16 protein-coding genes are annotated in these 18,139 nt (G+C 43.5%); 13 read left to right on the top strand and 3 right to left on the bottom strand.

The features are described 5' to 3' along the window. Nucleotides 1-359, bottom strand: a 359-nt coding sequence (locus AC1DWN_RS13785) for a Gfo/Idh/MocA family protein (RefSeq protein ID WP_477559472.1), incomplete at its 3' end; no start/stop codon positions are given. Beyond that, nucleotides 356-1,351, bottom strand: coding sequence for a Gfo/Idh/MocA family protein (locus AC1DWN_RS13780; protein ID WP_477559471.1), 996 nt, complete (start codon nucleotides 1,349-1,351; stop codon nucleotides 356-358). The genes AC1DWN_RS13785 and AC1DWN_RS13780, both read right to left, overlap by 4 nt. Before the next feature lie 137 nt (nucleotides 1,352-1,488). Between AC1DWN_RS13780 and AC1DWN_RS13775 the strand changes: the two genes are divergently transcribed. Continuing rightward, nucleotides 1,489-2,382: a helix-turn-helix domain-containing protein gene (locus AC1DWN_RS13775; protein WP_477559470.1), complete on the top strand. Its 894-nt coding sequence runs from the start codon at nucleotides 1,489-1,491 to the stop codon at nucleotides 2,380-2,382. Nucleotides 2,383-2,411: 29 nt separating this feature from the next. Continuing rightward, nucleotides 2,412-3,104, top strand: coding sequence for a metal-dependent hydrolase (locus AC1DWN_RS13770; RefSeq protein ID WP_477559469.1), 693 nt, complete (start codon nucleotides 2,412-2,414; stop codon nucleotides 3,102-3,104). A 354-nt stretch (nucleotides 3,105-3,458) separates the two neighbouring features. On the opposite strand, the gene AC1DWN_RS13765 is transcribed toward AC1DWN_RS13770, so the two are convergent. Further along, a complete protein-coding gene (locus AC1DWN_RS13765; RefSeq protein WP_477559475.1) occupies nucleotides 3,459-5,075 on the bottom strand; it encodes an acetate--CoA ligase in 1,617 nt (538 codons plus the stop codon). A gap of 350 nt (nucleotides 5,076-5,425) precedes the next feature. On the opposite strand from AC1DWN_RS13765, the gene AC1DWN_RS13760 reads away from it, so the two are divergent. From AC1DWN_RS13760 to AC1DWN_RS13710, 11 genes are all read left to right on the top strand, one after another. Continuing rightward, nucleotides 5,426-6,313 carry a carbohydrate ABC transporter permease gene (locus AC1DWN_RS13760; protein WP_477559468.1) on the top strand — a complete coding sequence of 296 codons (888 nt, stop codon included), beginning with the start codon at nucleotides 5,426-5,428 and terminating at the stop codon, nucleotides 6,311-6,313. 6 nt (nucleotides 6,314-6,319) lie between these two features. Further along, complete coding sequence (locus AC1DWN_RS13755) at nucleotides 6,320-7,150, top strand: carbohydrate ABC transporter permease (RefSeq protein ID WP_477559467.1); 831 nt, start codon at nucleotides 6,320-6,322, stop codon at nucleotides 7,148-7,150. A 72-nt stretch (nucleotides 7,151-7,222) separates the two neighbouring features. Beyond that, a complete protein-coding gene (locus tag AC1DWN_RS13750; RefSeq protein WP_477559466.1) occupies nucleotides 7,223-9,037 on the top strand; it encodes a sensor histidine kinase in 1,815 nt (604 codons plus the stop codon). Next, complete coding sequence (locus AC1DWN_RS13745; RefSeq protein WP_477559474.1) at nucleotides 9,024-10,550, top strand: response regulator; 1,527 nt, start codon at nucleotides 9,024-9,026, stop codon at nucleotides 10,548-10,550. Before AC1DWN_RS13750 ends, AC1DWN_RS13745 begins: the two co-directional genes overlap by 14 nt. A 383-nt stretch (nucleotides 10,551-10,933) precedes the next feature. Then, nucleotides 10,934-12,259: an ABC transporter substrate-binding protein gene (locus AC1DWN_RS13740; protein ID WP_477559465.1), complete on the top strand. Its 1,326-nt coding sequence runs from the start codon at nucleotides 10,934-10,936 to the stop codon at nucleotides 12,257-12,259. Further along, nucleotides 12,260-12,460, top strand: a complete 201-nt coding sequence (locus tag AC1DWN_RS13735) for an S-layer homology domain-containing protein (protein ID WP_477559473.1) — start codon at nucleotides 12,260-12,262, stop codon at nucleotides 12,458-12,460. Nucleotides 12,461-12,635: 175 nt separating this feature from the next. Beyond that, the gene (gene cyoA / locus AC1DWN_RS13730; RefSeq protein WP_477559464.1) at nucleotides 12,636-13,544 is read left to right on the top strand and encodes a ubiquinol oxidase subunit II; all 909 of its coding nucleotides are present in this window, start codon (nucleotides 12,636-12,638) and stop codon (nucleotides 13,542-13,544) included. A gap of 36 nt (nucleotides 13,545-13,580) precedes the next feature. Further along, nucleotides 13,581-15,551 carry a cbb3-type cytochrome c oxidase subunit I gene (locus tag AC1DWN_RS13725; RefSeq protein WP_477559463.1) on the top strand — a complete coding sequence of 657 codons (1,971 nt, stop codon included), beginning with the start codon at nucleotides 13,581-13,583 and terminating at the stop codon, nucleotides 15,549-15,551. Further along, entirely contained in the window at nucleotides 15,551-16,177 is a 627-nt protein-coding gene (gene cyoC, locus AC1DWN_RS13720; RefSeq protein ID WP_477559462.1) for a cytochrome o ubiquinol oxidase subunit III, read from the top strand. Before AC1DWN_RS13725 ends, cyoC begins: the two co-directional genes overlap by 1 nt. Further along, a complete protein-coding gene (gene cyoD / locus AC1DWN_RS13715; protein WP_477559461.1) occupies nucleotides 16,178-16,504 on the top strand; it encodes a cytochrome o ubiquinol oxidase subunit IV in 327 nt (108 codons plus the stop codon). 182 nt (nucleotides 16,505-16,686) lie between these two features. Further along, nucleotides 16,687-18,139 (top strand): aminotransferase class I/II-fold pyridoxal phosphate-dependent enzyme (locus tag AC1DWN_RS13710; RefSeq protein ID WP_477559460.1); only part of this gene is annotated, 1,453 nt, incomplete at its 3' end.

Raw genomic sequence — 18,139 nt, 5'->3', positions numbered from 1 at the left:
GTCATAAGCTGTACATTATTGTCATGGCAAGCGGAAATCATTTTTTTCATATCGTCTACATCAATGCCAAGAGGCTTTTCACAGAGTACATGTTTTCCTTTGTTTGCAGCTGCAATGGTAATCTCTGCGTGAAGTGAATTTTCCGAGCAGATAACGACTGCATCTACATCTGTTTCAAGAAGCTGATGGTAATCGGCGTAATAAGCTAATTCGTGTTTGCTGACGATCTCGCTTACTCGACTTTCGATAGGGTCAGCTATGGCTAGTATTTCAACATCAGGTAGAGCGTGTAGTGAATGGAAATAAGAGAATGCATGCCCGTGGGCAAAGCTAATCATGCCAACTTTTAATTTAGTCATCGTGTATTTCCTCCTAATGGGAGATGAACGACTTTGCCCGTTCGTACGCTTTCAAGCGCGGCTTCTGCCAGCTCCAATGCTTTATATGCATCATGAGCAGTCACTATCGATTCTGAACCAGTTTCGATGCAAGTAATAAAATGCTCGATCTCAAGCTCATAGGGATTGCGGAAGGAAGGGCTTTCCGGAATAGTTACAAATGAGCTTTTCTCTGAAGTAGCCGCTTTATGAATTTGTAGGGAGCTGTTTTTCAAGCTATTAGCTGTTATGATTCCACCGCTGCCTGCGATTTCGGCTTTCGTATGGAAAGGTCCTGGGAACCCCCAATTTGATTCGACGTTCGCGACAGCTCCGCTGCTGAACTGAAGGGTAACCAACGCGTAGTCAAGCTCCTCACTCGTGTGATTCATCGCATATACGCTTTCAATCTCACCCATACTCCATCTCAAGAAATCCAAATCATGTATCATTAAATCGATGATGACCCCGCCGCTTTTCGTTGAATCCTTATACCAGTCCTTAGTGTTTCCAGGATGGCCACCGATACGGCTGGCATGAGCTACTGCAGGTTTGCCAATATTGCCTTGATCAATCGTTTGTTTCAGGTTTACATATTCAGGGAAGAACCGGACTACATGTCCTACAAACAAGCGAACGCCGTTATCTTCGCAGCATTGAATCATCTCTTTTGCATCCGCTAGATTGAGAGCGATCGGTTTCTCACTAATGACATGTTTTTTTGCTTTTGCCGCTAAGAGAGTATATTCTTTGTGTAAATAACTTGGTAAAGTGATACTTATGGCGTCAAATTCCGCTTCAGCTAGCATTTGTTCAAATGAAGAGAATACTGGTGCTCCAGTTCTCTGGGACAGTTCGCGGACATGCTCGATTTCTATGTCGCATAAACCAGTCAACTCAACACCACTAAGCTTAGAGTAAATATCCGCGTGGACATGTCCGAGTCCACCGCAACCTAATACAGCAACTTTCATAGTCCGTCTCCTTTTGTATCGTTGATTAGTTTTACTAAATCAAATGATACATGCTAAGCGGGAGGGTCGTATATGCGAATATTTAGTCAGTTTGTATCCATATTCAATCTATTAATATGGAGAGGGGGAACAATCAGATGGAAAGTATTCAAGAACCTATTCATTATCAGAATCCACAGCTCTGCATTAAAGTGTGGAAATTTACAGATAGAGGTGATAAAGGATATAGCTCGCAACCTTGGCATTATCACAAGGAGATCGAATTCATTCTTGTGTTGGAAGGCGTTCACGAGATATATACGCTGACCAATTCTTACCTGCTGCATCCTGGTGATGTTATGGTCATTGGATCTTCTCAGCTGCACAAGCCACAATTAAGTAAAGGACAACGAGTACAATATATTGTTCTCCATGTGGATTTAGAGCCTTATTTTGATCCAGCGATGATGCACTATACGAGGCATTTCATGGAGATCATGAACCCGCTAGACGAATTAAATTATCTATTCAATAAGTTTCCACATGTCCGAGCTGAGGTAGGCGATATTCTTCTTCATATTCACGAGGAAGTGATGGAGAAGAAGAAAGGCTACGAGATTGCCGTCAGTATGCATATTAAACATTTACTTCTTACCTTGCTACGCAATGATGATGAACAGTTGCTGTCGGCGCATGAGTACGTGGATGCTGATTTACTGCGTCCGGTTGTCGAATATATCGAGAATCATCTCTCTGAGAAGATTGACATGACAGAAGTAAGTAAGCTTGCCGGTATGAGTTATGTTTATTTTTCAAAGTATTTCAAGAAAAAGATGGGGTTATCTTTCACTGAGTTTGTTAACCGTAAAAGAATAGCGAAAGCAAAACGAATGCTCGTTATGGACAACATGAATATTACGGACATTGCTGTGGAGGCTGGGCTTGAGAATATGGCTCATTTCTATGAGCTGTTCAAGCGTTTCAATGGCTGTACGCCTAAGCAATTCAAGGAAAATATGAAGGGACAAGAAGAAGCGAGAACAGATAATTAGAATATTTAAAACATGGAGGCAATAAAATCATGGAGCTCATTTATCATGGACATTCCTGTGTTCAAATGATCACTGGAGAGAAATCACTTGTTATCGATCCTTTTCTCAGAGGAAATGAATTGGCCGTTACGAAAGCGGAGGACATAAGAGTGGACGCGGTATTGCTTACGCATGCGCACGCAGATCATATATCGGATGCTGACTTGATCGCCTCGAGAAATGATGCGCCGGTCGTGGCAATTGTTGAGCTTGCTACCTATATGTCATGGAAAGGAGTACGGACAATCGGTATGAATATCGGCGGAACCGTCGATTTGGGATTCGCAAAGGCTAAAATGGTGCAGGCGTTTCATTCATCAGGTATCGTTATCGAAGAAGAGAAAAAAATTATATATGCTGGTATGCCGGCAGGATTTATTCTTCATGCAGAAGGCAAAACGATTCTTCATGCAGGGGATACCGCTTTATACGGTGATATGAAGATGATTGGAGATCGTCATCAAATTGATGTTGCGTTTATACCAATCGGTGATCATTTTACAATGGGACCGGAGGATGCGTTACAAGCAGCAGAGTGGTATAATGCCAAGCTGGTTGTACCTGTGCATTACAATACATTTCCAGCTATTCTTCAGGAAGCAGATGATTTTGTCCAGCTTCTTCGAGAAAAAGGGATGAACGGGAAAGTATTAAAGCCCGGGGAGAAGTTTACTATTCTTTGACCATGTTGTGCTGCAAGAGTAGCGTTTCGGTCAGCGTATTGAACGGTTCGAGCTGGAGTATAAAGACGGTGACGAATGAATTTCGTTATACAAAGGCACGGTTGTTGGGTACATGCGACTGAATATTTTAGAGTCTAGATGGTGTCCGAAGATTTCCTCCTTTGAAGTTTATAAGAGTAATAGAGATGTTTAAAATTTAATTGGATGGTTTGAGACAAGTGAAACCCCCAGCTTCCATTGTCGGGAGGCTAGGGGTTTGTTGTGTGCTTTTGATTTGATCATAGATAATCAGATGTTTTCTGAATGCTCTATCCATTATTTACGCACAACTTCGCTACTTGTAGTTATTGCAATCTAAGACTCTTCTTTCAGAGCCGCCCGACTTTCCTGTTCCCGCAGCTCAATTCTTCGTATTTTTCCGGAGGATGTCTTCGGGAGATCCTGGATAAATTCTATTTTGCGCGGATACTTATAGGGGGCTGTCCATTCTTTGACATGCGACTGCAGCTCCTTAATAAGCGCCGGAGAAGCGGTTGATTCATCCTTCAGTACAATAAACGCCTTAACTATATGACCGCGAATTTCATCAGGGCTAGCCACAACAGCGCATTCTTTGACCGAGGCATGCTTCATAAGCGCATCCTCTACTTCAAAGGGACCGATTGTATAACCTGAGCTGATGATGATATCATCGCCCCGACCCTCGAACCAAAAATATCCGTCCTCATCTTTGCKCGCCCGATCACCAGTTAAGAAGTAATTCCCTCGCGAGTTGTTTGCTTTTCGATCAGTTTCCTTGTAATAGGTTTGGAACAATGCCGGCATGCTCAAATGCACAGCAATATCTCCCACTACTTCCGGAGGAAGCGGATGACCATCCTCATCTATGACTTCAACAATGCCTGGAGCAATAGACTTGCCCATGGAACCCGTCCGAATTGGAATGTCCTTGAGCGTTCCGATGATTAGTGTACTTTCAGTCTGTCCGTAGCCGTCCCGAATAGTAATATCGAAATGKCGCTGGAAAGTGTCGATAACTTCCTGATTTAAGGGCTCGCCAGCGGAAACCGCACAGCGCAGTTGCGACAAGTCGTACTGCTCTAACCCCTTCGTCTTAGCCATTAATCGGTATTCCGTTGGCGTACAGCACAATACCTCGATACCATGATCTTGCATCAGATGCAAATACCGATTCGGCTGAAATGGCCCATTATATACGAAGCCGGTTGCTCCGTTTCCAAGTACGGTCAAGAACGGGGTCCAAATCCACTTTTGCCAACCGGGTGCGGCAGTTGCCCAGACGGTATCCGATTCACGAATATCTAGCCATAAGGACGAAGTGATTCGTAAGTGAGCATAACCCCAACCATGACTATGGACAACAGCTTTAGGGTTGCCAGTTGTTCCAGAAGTATAGGCCAAAATCGCGATATCGTCTCTGTGGCTATTTACTGTTGTGAAGGTATCGGGCTGATCTGCCATCAATTTCTCAATGTCAAGCCAATCGGAATTTGTATAGTCTCCATCTCGATCTTCATCACCAGAAACAGAGATACGGTAATTTAATGCTGGCAAATCTTCCTCGATCTTATCGACTTCAGAGGTAATCCCGGACCAGGCAATAACAGCCCTTGCTTCGGAATGTCTAAGGCGGAAGGATAAATCCGTTGCCCGAAGCAACTCGGAAGAAGGTATGATGGCAATCCCCAGCTTTAGACATGCCAAGTAGATGACATAGGTAATGATTCTACGTGGAACCATTACGAGAACACGATCCCCTTGACGCAGACCAAGATCCGCTAAACCTCCGGCTAGTTGATTTGCTTGCTTCCGCAGCTCTCCATATGTAATTTCCACGCAAACCCCTTGTCCATTTAACCATTTAAGCGCAACCTTATCTGAAGGATGATGTTCCATTTCTGAAGTGAGATTGTAAAGTTCAGGTGCGATCCATTGCTGATTGTCCAAAATGAGCATCTCCTATTTAAATTTAATTGTGCAAATCCATAAATATTAGTATAGTCCTTCTTCTACTACTGGATGATAGTGATACAGAATCATTTAGCGAAAGTTGTGTGTCATTAGTGCTATTGATTCCGTTTTTTGATGCACCACACTGTAGAGATAGATCATTTTGAATAGATTTAACTAATTAATTACATTTTAACAGTAGAACAGTAAATTGATTGTTTTCACTTGAATTCCATAATTAGTAGGATTAACTATCATCCGAAAAAAAGAGAGGAAACATGAATTTTAGGTCATTTTTACGCTCAGCGCTTTCAGGTAACATAAAATTACCGAAAGGAGATGAGAGGTAATTGTTTAAACTATCTATGAATAAGAAGGAGCATCTGGTATTTGCCTGTTTCATCGCGCCAGCTTTGATTGTATACAGCATGTTTCTGCTAGGTCCTGTTCTGGGCAGCTTCTTCTACAGTCTGACGAATTGGAATGGTCTCTATCAGACAATGGATTTTGTGGGGCTTCGCAACTTTTCCAATTTATTAGACGATAAGGTGTTCGGCCAGGCGATACGCAATACGTTGGTGTTTACAGTTTTTGTCGTTATTATTCAAAACGGACTGGGTGTTCCGTTAGCTCTGGCGATGGATTCCAAAATTCGAAGCAAGCAAATTTTAAAGACGTTGTTTTTTGTGCCTGCCATTCTTAGTCCTCTTGTTGTGGGCTATACCTGGATGTATATTTTTGAACCGTCAAATGGGGTGCTCAACGTACTTTTGCGTACACTGGGGTTGTCCGCCTGGGAGCAATCTTGGCTAGGTGATCCGCAATTTGCTCTGTATAGTATCGTGATGATGGCTGTTTGGCAATTTGCCGGTTACTCCATGATCATTTATCTCGCTAACCTGCAGACGATTCCCGGGGAATTATATGAAGCGGCTGGCATTGATGGGGCGAGCGGTTGGCAAAAGTTCAAATCAGTTACATTTCCGCTGCTTGCGCCTTCTATTACGATTAATGTTGTGTTGTCCAGCATCGGAACTTTGAAAGCGTTTGATATTATTTTTGTAACGACCAAGGGCGGTCCTTTCCACGCGACGGAAACGATGACAACACTTCTATTCTCAACAGCATTTACCAAAAGCAGTTTTGGTTATGGCACAGCTATGGGCGTGGTAATGTTCCTGTTTGTGTTCATTATTTCATTGGTGCAGATTTTGCTGCTGCGTCGAAGAGAGGTGTAGAGGATAATGTGGAAAAAAACGAAACGCAAAACACTTCTATTGGAACTAGTTATGATTCTGATTGCAGCTATTTCTATTTATCCATTGTTTTTCATTATATCCATGACGTTCAAAACACCGCAGGAGATGGCAGGCTCGCCATTATCGCTGCCAACCTCTTTCAATTTAAGCAATTTCGTAGAAACGTGGAAGCAGATGCGTTTTCCTATTGTTTTCGGCAACACGCTGCTCATTACAGCAGGAACGGTGTGTTTGCTTGTTCTTATAGGTTCATTAGCAGCCTATCCGCTGGCTAGAAGAACCGAGAAATCCTACTATGTGATTTACATGTATTTTATTGCTGGTATTATGCTGCCTTTCCAATTGGCGATGGTGCCGTTGTATCGCTTCATTAATATGCTTCATATGGTTAACACCTACTATGGTGCGATTCTTATTTACACGGCCATCAATTTGCCTCTAACTGTTTTTCTGTATACCGGATTTCTGCGCACATCGCCGAAAGAGCTGGAGGAGGCGGCCAAAATAGATGGGTGCTCATTATTCAGAGCGTTCTGGTTAGCTGTGTTCCCAATCATCAAGCCGGTCACARCAACGATTATTGTGCTTTGCTCGCTTAATGTATGGAACGATTTTACTGTGCCGCTCTTGTTTTTGCAGAAACAGGAGTTCCGTACTATTACAATTGAACTGTATATGTTCGTAGGGGAGCACGTTACGAATTGGTCCTTGTTGTTCCCAGGAATGGTGCTGTCAGTTATGCCGCTGCTAGTTGTATATGTGTTCCTGCAAAAGTTTATTATAAAAGGTCTTGCAGCGGGCTCTGTAAAAGGATAATATCCATTTAATAGGCTGATAGAGAGAAGAGTTAAAAGATTGCTGGTCGCGATAACGGAAGGGGATAGCTGCATGACGCATTTGCTGCGGTTTACACGATTTCGAGACTGGAATTTGGATAAGAAGCTCGTATGTGTGTATGCGCTATGCATTATTATCCCGGTATATATTGTGACCCTGCTTGGCTTTCAACGTTATCACGATAATCTGACGACTAGAGTGAGTGAGTTCGGGTTGAATCTGACTGATCAGATTAGTGCGAATCTGGACAACTATGTACAGCAGATTGATCGTTTGTCTATGACATTTTATCTAGGTGGAGTAGATGGATTGACAACTAAGAAAGATCCAATGAATGTTTTTAATGAGAAAATAGCGCTTGACCGCACACTACGCAATATGATGCTGATTATCCCATTTCACGATGTTGAAGGCATCTATTGGATTAAAGGCGGTGAGGTACAGTATTCGCAGTATGGATCTGGAAAGTGGATTGATCATAGCAGCTTTTCTGAAGAGGGATGGTATGACAAGGTGATGGCAGCAGATGGACGTGGTGTCATCATACCTCCTTATCGCCCGCAATATGTAAAGAACAACGGGACTGCTAATCCGTACATTTTTTCTTATGCCCGCAGTATTGTCAAGGTTGAGAACCGTAATCCCTATGGGCTGCTTCTTATCGATATTTCTACGGATTATATACATAAGCTGCTAAGTGAGACGAAGATCAAAATGTCTACTACTATGTTCATTGTCGATGAGAAGGGGACTATTATTTATCACCCAGATACCGAACATATTTCTAAATCCTTTGATCTGCCGCTTGAGGACAATTACGGGAAATTCACAGCCGACTTAAACGGGGAGCAGACGATGGTGCAATACGTCCGTTCCCCTGTTACTGGTTGGATTGTATTGAATACGGTTTCAGTAACTCAGCTGTCAGATGAGTTAAGGCTGCTGCGAAATTTGTTATGGACGTTTACGGGATCCGTGCTTGTGCTTTCCATTATTTTGTCATCCGTTCTAACGATGAGCATTATAAAGCCGCTGAAAGGTATGAAACGTTTGATGCGCCGGGTGGAAATAGGTGATTATAATGTACGGTTTCATACAAAAGCTCAGGACGAAGTTGGGCAGCTGGGACACAGCTTCAATCATATGGTGGAAACCATTAATGAACTCGTTAACCGGGTGTTGACGATGCGGATTTATCAGCAGCAGGCGGATTTCAAGCTRCTTCAAAGTCAGATCAATCCGCATTTTTTGTATAACACGCTTGAATCCATCAATATGAAGGCGGAGATTAACCAGGATTACGAGGTAGCGGAAATGGTATCTTTGCTCGGCAAGCTATTTCGTCTATCACTACGTCAAAATGCAGAACGAATTCCATTATCGCGTGAGCTGGAATATGTGCAGGTCTATATAAAGCTGCAGCACATCCGTTTTCCTAAGATGACCTATTTTATTGAAATAGATGAAGGGCTGCTCCAATGCCGCACTTTACCGTGGATTATTCAGCCTCTAGTGGAGAACGCCCTTGAGCATGCAATTGCGCCAGCCCGTGGTGCTGGCCGGATTTCGATTATTGGCGAACGTCAGGAGGATGACCTTGTTGTAAGCATAAGCAACGACGGCAAGAGCATTAGTACGGAGAGACTGGCTGAAGTGGAACGGCTATTGTCAGCCGTCTCTATGGATGAGCCGGAGGAGCATATCGGTCTGTATAATGTGCACAAGCGCATATCAGGCTATTATGGAGACGGTTATGGCGTGACCATCAAGCAGCTGCTGACATCAGGTACATTGGTTCAAATCAGATTCAAGTACTGTACAGAAGATGAAGGGGGGAACGCTCTTGCCGAAAATGATGATCGTTGATGATGAAGAAACGATTCGTATGGGATTATCGCAGCTTGTGCAGCGTTTACTGCCCGAATGGGAAATCGTTCTCAGCTGTGAGGATGCAGAGAGTGCGCTTGCATCCATTGAAGGAGCGTCTCCCGAACTGGCTATCATTGATATTAATATGCCAGGAATGAATGGTCTTGAGCTGTCCCGTATGATGGATCAGCACTGGCCGGGACTGTATAAAATTATTTTGACCGGATATGAGAAGTTTAATTATRTCCAGACGGCTTTGCGAAACGGGGCTACCGACTATTTATTGAAGCCAGTGCAGCGGGATGAGCTTGTGGATGCTGTCCACAAGGTGGAGCAGCTGCTGCGAGAGAAGGAGCTTCATACAACCATTTATGTGGAGAAGCTGTTGCTTGAGTGGCTAGTCAGCCAAAGCGACAGCCGCTTCAAGGAACTGCGTCAGGCGTTCGAATCGCGTGGCTGGCTGGCAGAGCAGCAGGAAAGTAGGCTGGAATATGCTGTAATCGCGATGTTCTGGGAGCATGGGCAGACGGGAATTGACCGACTACACATGGATCTTGTAGCAGGGCATATGGAGAAGGCAGCCCCAGGTGTGCAGCAGGTGATTGGTGTCGTCGTGTCTGAATCATGTACGCTGTTTGTGGTCATCGGAACAGCGCTGCCTGGTCATGAGGAATGGGAAAGCATGCTGCTCAAGCTCGGTTTAGATCGCAAGTCAGCCTATCATACCGGGCCGCGTCTGGAAAGATTGGGCTGCTCTAATCCTTTCGCTCAGCTGGAACAGCTGCGTGAAGGCTATCGACATGCGTTGAACAGGGTGTTCCGCCGCCATGAGGGTGTTGCTGAGGAACAAGGCAAGGAGGAACGAGAGCGGCTTACACGGTTAACGGTTGCGATTGAAACCAATGATGTGCAGAGCACACTTGAGCTGCTCCATCAGTGGAAGCAGGAGCTTGTACGCTTATCCGGGGAAAATGTTTTTTATGTCGCTGCGCGCTGCTATCCAATTCTGTCTGTATTGTCGGGATCGGCAGTGGTGGGCAATCAATCGAGACTGGGCAGCCAGCTGCGTCAAGCAGCGGAACAGCTGTCCGAGAGACTCCCATTAGCGCTTACCTCGGCAGAAATGGTGCAGGCAGTAGAAGCATTTGTTGGCGGCTTGATGCTTGAGGATGTCACAGACCGCAATATTCGTAAAGTTATTGATCGTGTGCAAGAGATGATAAAACAACAATTTTCCAAGCCAGAGCTTAATCTTGAGCAGCTCGCTCATGCTGTATTTTTGCATCCAACCTATCTGAGTGAGCTATTCAAAGAGTCGACGGGACAGAAGTTTATTGATTATGTCACGAAGGTCAGGCTGGAAGAGGCTCGCCGTATTCTGAGGGAAACCGATATGAAAATGTACGAGGTAGCCTTTGCTGTCGGCTATACTAGTCCGAAATATTTCAGCACTCTATTTCGGAAGGTATACCAAATTACACCAATGATGTACAGAGAAAGAGCGCACTAAGCATGGAGGCCAATTGCGAGATTATTAGAACGACATATAGAGCAAATAAAAGAGCTAAAAGCAATTAGCTAAATACATTTGAATTATTTTCCTTTTTAATGGGCGGTATAAACAATAAGAAAAGGTGAATTCTCATTCCATCCCGAATGAAAATTCACCTTTATCTTTTTAGGTTCATTTCACGACATTAAAGTCTACATTTTTCGATGGGCGCCTTAAGCATGTGCTCTTCTTTTTTTTTCGTTAATTTCACATGACCGAAAAGGCAACATCCGAAAAAAAAAGAATAAACAATAATTTTAAGCAATTACAATCCTTTTTCCGATCTAGTAAGCTAATAACGTGAATAGCATTCACTTAAAAAACGGGGAGGTAATAAGTAAATGAACAGAAAAAATGTAATGGTAGCAATAATGCTTACAGTATTTTTATTGCTGGCGGCATGTTCCGGGAATGGCAATAAAGGTACGAACGCTGGTGAAAGTGTAAACGCAACCAAAACGCCGGAATCAACGAAGGCTCCGGTAGTCGAGCAAGTAGAATTAAAAGTTACCGGCTTTAAGTCAGGCACTGAACTAGGTGCTATACCGGAGCTTAATGAAAAATTTATGAAAGATAACCCTAACATTAAAGTCGTGTATGAAGGGATGCCGGGTGGACAATTTAAAGATTTTCTGAAAGCAAGGTTTGCGTCAAATGATGCATCTGATGTCATCATGCTTCACCCAGGATTGTCTGACATTATTACTTATGGTAAAGCAGGATACTTACTGGACCTTTCAGGAGAACAATGGATCACAAATTATACGGAAGCTTCCTTAAAGTCAACATCTTTCGATGGGAAAATCGTAGGCATTCCCAACGATATGAACGTATTAGGTGTTTACTACAATGAGAAGATATTCGCTGACCTTGGTATTGAAGTACCTCAGAACTGGGATGAGTTTCTAGCTGCGGCAGAGAAAATAAAAGCTGCTGGCATTTTGCCGGTATCCATTGGCAACAACGATGGTTGGATGACACTCGCTGCTCTATACACAATGGCTCCAGGTCTTGTTTATGCGGATAATGCTGAATTTGACACTCAGCTGAACGCTGGGACGACTACATTCACCAAAGGATGGCCTAAAATGGTAAATAATTGGTTTGAGCTTGATACCAAAGGTTATTTAACACCGAAAAGCACAGGTGTCAGCCTCGATCAAGCGCAGCAAGTGTTTGTTACCGGAGCGGCGGCGATGTACATTGACGGCAACTGGTCGCTGCCAGGTATGCAGGCTGCTAATCCTGAGCTGAATGTGGGTATGTTCCCAATGCCTTCGAATGCTGCAGGCGAGAAAGTGGTTGCCTCCGCGGCTGTTGGTACAACGTTTGCGATAAACAAAAGCTCGAAGGTAATTGATGCCGCGAAGAAATATTTAGAATTCTGGGCGCAAAGCGAGAACCAATCGATATGGGCGAAGAGCCAGCAGGCTTTCATGACCATTAAGGGAGAAACGGGCGAGGTTAACAAGTCACTGCAATACATTGCAGATATTGTTGCGAGCGGCAGCAGCTATCCATTCTTGGATCAGGGTTGGGAATTCGGCGGTGTGGCTACTACCGAGATGATGACCTCTGCGCAGGGTGTATATCTAAAAGCGATTAAACCCGATGGCATGCTCGAGAACATGGATAAAGCCTGGAAGGATGCTATGAATAATCGATAGATTAATATTAACGGATATGATAATGGGTCCTTCCGTCCTAAGCAAGCCGTTACACGTATTCAAATGGCAATCATGCTTGTACGCGTATTAGGATTGCCTTTGGAAAAAATTGCGGGGCTGATTGAAGGGATATCAGGCTTGATCATTGATTTTGGAACCCTGTTGAATAGGATTGACCTTAAAGGCATGTTTACGTCATAAGACGGAGACATGCCTTTTTGCTTGTGGCAAAAGATTGTCAACTTTGTCACCGTTTATTGAACTTGGCTGGGTACTTGTTAGGATTGGTGGTTGGTGACACACGAACACATCCCCATTAATGTTAGACGTGCTTGTTAATTACTTACGCATGTAGAAAGGATAGGAGATGACAAACATGAAAACACCCAAAGCACTTCGCTGGTTCGCATCCTTATCAATACCTGTGCTGCTGCTCTTGATTGCAACTGGATGCTCAGAAAGCATAGTCGTGCTTGATCCCAAAGGGCCGATTGCTGAACAACAGCGTGATTTAATGGTTATCTCAACTGTATTGATTTCCGTAATAATCGTCCCTGTCTTAATTCTTACCGCGATCATTGTGTGGAAATACCGCGATAAAAAAGACAGAAAGGCGAAATATACGCCAAACTGGGAACATAACACGAAGCTGGAAATCATTTGGTGGGGGATTCCGATTATTATTATTGCCGTGTTGGCCGTTATTACTGTGAAGTATACGTATGATCTTGAGCCATCCAAGCCCCTTGTGTCGGATAACAAGCCGTTGACCATTCAAGTGACTTCGCTGGATTGGAAATGGTTGTTCCAATATCCGGAGTTAGGAATTGCAACTGTGAATTACATCCAGATTCCGGAGGATACACCGATCCGATTTGAGATTACTGCGGATTCTCCGATGAACTCCTTCTGGATTCCGCAGCTCGGAGGTCAGATTTACGCCATGTCTGGCATGGCTATGACACTTCATTTACAAGCAGATGAGCAAGGGGAATATTGGGGTTCCGGTGCTAATTTCACGGGAAAAGATTTTGCGAAAATGTATTTTGATGTGAAAGCAACTACGCAGGATGAGTTTGATAAATGGGTGAATGAAATTAAAGCCTCATCGCCTGTGTTGACGTTAGACGGGTACAAGCAGTTGGCAAAACCTGCCGCATCGGATGTTAAAACTTTCTCAGCTTTCCCAGAGGGCTTGTTTGAGATGACGGTTACAAAGTATGCGTCCTCGCACAATCATGGATTGAGTTCGAAAGAAATACAAGAAATCCATGCCGAAGAATAATGGATTCAGAATGAAAAGGTAAGGAGAGAAGCATTCATGTGGGAAAAGGTGAAAGACTTTGCCTCGGATTTCTTTGTGACTGGAGATCCAATGATTTACGGTGCGGATGTCAGTATTGCTCTTACTATCATTGCAATTGTATTCGCGTTAACTTATTTCAAAAAGTGGATCTGGCTATGGCGTGAATGGTTAACGACAGTTGATCATAAAAAAATTGGTATTATGTATATTATTTGTGCCTTTCTCATGTTATTTCGGGGTGGAGTAGACGCACTCTTAATGAGGGCTCAGCTAGCTGCACCGGAGCTGGAGTTTTTGACGCCAGACCATTATAACCAGATTTTTACAACACATGGTGTCATTATGATTTTGTTTATGGCGATGCCATTTATGTTCGGTTTGTTTAACGTGATTGTACCGCTGCAAATTGGAGCGCGTGATGTGGCATTTCCGTTTCTGAATGCGCTCAGCTTTTGGCTTTTCTTTGCAGGTGCGATGTTGTTTAATTTGTCATTTATTATCGGAGGATCGCCAGATGCGGGCTGGCTGGCTTATCCGCCATATTCAGAAAAAATGTTTAATCCAGGTGTTGGACAGGACTTCTATATTTGGGGGATACAGATTTCAGGAATCGGCAGTTTGATGACTGGTGTTAACTTTATTGTGACCATTCTGAAAATGCGTGCTCCGGGCATGAAACTGATGAAAATGCCGATGTATGTTTGGTCCGTATTTTCCAGTTGTATTGCCATTATTTTTTCTTTCCCAATCTTAACAGTTACTTTGGCGCTGTTGTTTCTAGACCGCTATGCAGGCGCGCATTTTTTCACCTTGGACGGCGGTGGAAATCCGATGATGTATATCAATCTAATTTGGATGTGGGGACACCCTGAGGTTTATATTATCGTATTGCCCGCATTTGGGATTTTCTCAGAAATTGTGTCCACTTTCGCGAAGAAAAAGCTGTTTGGTTATAAATCAATGGTGTACGCCATGTTAATTATCAGCTTTCTGTCCTTTTTAGTGTGGGCGCATCATTTCTTTACGATGGGCTCAGGTGGGGATGTCAACGCATTTTTCGCGCTTACGACGATGCTGATCGCAATACCGACAGGCGTTAAAGTCTTCAATTGGCTGTTTACGATGTTCCGAGGTAAAATCACGTTCGAGACGCCAATGATGTGGACGATCGGTTTTATTCCCTGCTTTATAACAGGAGGAATGACTGGTGTTCTTCTATCCGTAGCGCCGGCAGATTTTCAGTTCCATAACAGCTATTTCCTTGTTGCGCATTTTCATCATGTCATCATTGGCGGTGTGGTGTTCGGTTACTTCGCTGGCTTGTATTATTGGTGGCCAAAGCTGTTTGGCTTTAAGTTGAACGAGCGTATTGGTAAATGGGCATTCTGGTTCTGGAATATTGGATTTTACTTATGCTTCATGCCGCAATACGTACTCGGCTTAATGGGTATGACTCGTCGAGTAGCGTCATACGGATGGGACAAGGGGTGGGCGGATATGAATATGGTATCCACCATAGGAGCCGTTTTGATGGGCATCGCCTTTTTGTTTCAAGTATGGCAGATTGCATATAGCATCAAACATCTTAAAAAAGATGTAACGGGTGATCCATGGAATGGTCGTACGCTGGAATGGTCGATCCCTTCTCCTGCACCTCATTATAACTTTGCAACGATACCTCAGGTTTCTGCTCAGGACGAGTGGTGGGAAGAGAAGCTTAACAGGGAAAAAGGCCAGTATAAGCCTGTGTCAGCGTTAGAACCGATTCATATGCCTAAAAATTCTGGTATTCCTTTTGTGATGTCGATGTTCTGGTTCGTTGCAGGTTTTGGTTTTGTGTTTGATTGGTTATGGTTAGCTATTCCAGGATTAATAGGGGTAGCCGTTTGTATGCTTGTTCATTCCTTCAACTATGACAACGATTATTATATTTCCGTGGCAGAAATTGAACGAACAGAAGCTGCGGCAAGAAAGGTGATGACCTGATGGCTCAAATACACAATTCTAAGCTTGCAGATCACCCGCAGCTTCATTCGGACCACGCTCACCATCCGGATATGGAGGAAATGCGTACTTTAGGATTCTGGATTTACTTGATGACGGATGTCATTTTATTTGCCACTTTGTTTGCTACCTATGTTGTCCTTCAAAACAACACAAATGGTGGGCCGGTTCCTAAAGATCTGTTTCAGATGGGCGGCATCATCGTAAGTACGTGTATCCTGTTAACCAGCAGCTATACGAGTGGGCTTGCAACACTAGCTATGAATAAGGGGAATCGCAAAGCCTTAATAGGTTGGCTTGGTGTTACGGTATTGCTTGGAGCAGTCTTCATCATTTTGGAAGTTAATGAGTTTATCCATTTGGTACATGAGGGTGCCAATATGGGCACCAGCGCATTTTTATCCGCTTTCTTCGCGCTGGTCGGAACCCATGGTCTTCATGTGGCGTTAGGATTGGTTTGGATGATTGCGATAATTATTCAACTGGCCAAGCACGGCATTACGCCTGTTACGAAGCGCAAAGTCAATGTAATTAGCCTGTTCTGGCATTTCCTTGATGTTATTTGGATTTTTGTCTTCACCATTGTCTATTTGATGGGGGTGAAATAGATGGCACAGTACGATACAACGAAGCAGCATGCCGAGTCGCATGGTTCCGTAAAGTCATATACAATTGGATTCTTTTCCTCGCTTGTATTAACGATTATCCCACTTGCTGTCGTGATGAATGGTTGGTTTGAGGGGAAGGTAAGCACGGTTATTCTTATGACGGCCGCTGTTCTGCAGTTAATTGTTCAATTGATATTTTTTATGCATTTACGTGAGGAAAAAAAGCCTCGCTACAATTTGATGTCACTTATTTTTGGCCTTGTCATTATGCTTCTTATCGTTGCCGGCTCCATGTGGATCATGTTGTTTAATATGGTAGCTACGTAATACTCAAAGACCGGATGAAACACGCCTAGTTAGGCGTGTTTTTTGTCATGCAATAAGCTGAGTGGATGGGTTAATTGTATGAGGGAGTGGATGGTTACAAATGTACAGAGGTCGTTTAGCATTTTTATAGAGGCAGAGGAACGAATAAGAAAACATTTTTAATGTATGAAAGGATGAGCAGCATGAGTCAGCAACAAACACCTCTGTTTACTGCTTTGGTCAGACATGCAGAAAATAATCCGATACAGTATCATATACCAGGGCACAAAAAAGGTAGAGGCATTGATCCGGAATTCCGTGCTTTTGCAGGAGACAATATCCTTTCTTTAGATCAGATTAACATTGTTCCACTGGACGATCTTCATCAACCGGAAGGCATCATTAAAGAAGCGCAGCGGCTGGCTGCAGAAGCTTTTGGAGCKGACTACAGCTTCTTTTCCGTTCAAGGTACGAGTAGTCCGATTATGACGATGATTATGACAGTGTGCTTAGAAGGCGATAAAATTATTATTCCTAGAAATGTACATCGATCCATTTTGACCGCGATCATCTTTTCTGGGGCGATACCGGTTTTCATCGAACCTTTCAAGGATGAGAAGTTAGGCATTGAGCATGGCGTAACTCTTAGCTCCGTTCAATTGGCGTTAGAAGAGCATAGTGATGCCAAAGCCGTACTGCTAATAAACCCAACCTATTATGGGGTGAGCGTCAATCTTAAGGAAATGGTTGAACTCATTCACCGTTTTAATATTCCTGTTCTTGTTGATGAAGCTCATGGCACACTCATTCACTTTCATTCTAAGCTGCCAATGTCAGCAATGGAAGCTGGTGCTGATATGGCCGCTACAAGTGTCCATAAACTAGGGGGTTCCTTGACTCAAAGCTCAATCCTGAATGTAAAGGGTGAACGAATCAACCTAAAACGGGTCAAAACGATTCTAAGTATGCTGACAACGACCTCAACATCTTATATTTTGTTGGCTTCCCTTGATGCAGCTCGTAGGCAATTGGCTATACGCGGACAGGTGCTTGCGGAAGAAGCAATGGAACTGGCTTCGTATGCAAGGACGGAAATTAATAAGATTCCGAATATATATTGTTTTGGGAATGAAATTATTCAGTCAGAGGGCGCGTATTCTTTTGATGTGACAAAGCTATGTATTCATGTCAAAAACCTAGGAATGACCGGCTTCGAAGCAGAAAGCTGGCTGCGGGAGCAATATAATATAGAGGTGGAATTAAGTGATCTATATAATATTCTTTGTCTGGTGACGATTGGCGATTCATTGGAAACGATATCGCCATTATTACAAGCCCTGTGTCAAATGAGTGAACAAGCCCCTAAACTAGCTAAGAAGCTGACGGATATACAGACTTTGATCCCAGAGCTGCCTGAGCTTAGGCTAACACCGAGACGTGCTTTTTATTCTGAAACGGAAACTATACCTCTTAAGGATGCGGTCGGCAGAATAATGGCCGAGGTTATATACGTATATCCGCCAGGCATTCCCGTCTTGATTCCTGGAGAAATCATAACAAAAAACAACCTTCATTACATTGTTCAGCATTTGGAGGCAGGCCTGCCAGTTAAAGGACCTGAGGATACTACTGTTCATTCGATAAAGGTTGTCAAAT

This window comes from Paenibacillus sp. P4_A7 (assembly GCF_056402455.1).
The sequence above is the reverse complement of the archived record's forward strand: the minus strand, read 5'-3'. Positions and strand labels throughout refer to the sequence as shown.

What these genes read in the sequence shown, in the direction of transcription:
- AC1DWN_RS13780 (WP_477559471.1), bottom strand. Translation starts at nt 1,351, where the DNA reads ATGAAAGTTGCTGTATTAGGTTGCGGTGGACTCGGACATGTCCACGCG.
- AC1DWN_RS13775 (WP_477559470.1), top strand. Translation starts at nt 1,489, where the DNA reads ATGGAAAGTATTCAAGAACCTATTCATTATCAGAATCCACAGCTCTGC.
- AC1DWN_RS13770 (WP_477559469.1), top strand. Translation starts at nt 2,412, where the DNA reads ATGGAGCTCATTTATCATGGACATTCCTGTGTTCAAATGATCACTGGA.
- AC1DWN_RS13740 (WP_477559465.1), top strand. Translation starts at nt 10,934, where the DNA reads ATGAACAGAAAAAATGTAATGGTAGCAATAATGCTTACAGTATTTTTA.
- cyoA (WP_477559464.1), top strand. Translation starts at nt 12,636, where the DNA reads ATGAAAACACCCAAAGCACTTCGCTGGTTCGCATCCTTATCAATACCT.
- AC1DWN_RS13725 (WP_477559463.1), top strand. Translation starts at nt 13,581, where the DNA reads ATGTGGGAAAAGGTGAAAGACTTTGCCTCGGATTTCTTTGTGACTGGA.
- cyoC (WP_477559462.1), top strand. Translation starts at nt 15,551, where the DNA reads ATGGCTCAAATACACAATTCTAAGCTTGCAGATCACCCGCAGCTTCAT.
- cyoD (WP_477559461.1), top strand. Translation starts at nt 16,178, where the DNA reads ATGGCACAGTACGATACAACGAAGCAGCATGCCGAGTCGCATGGTTCC.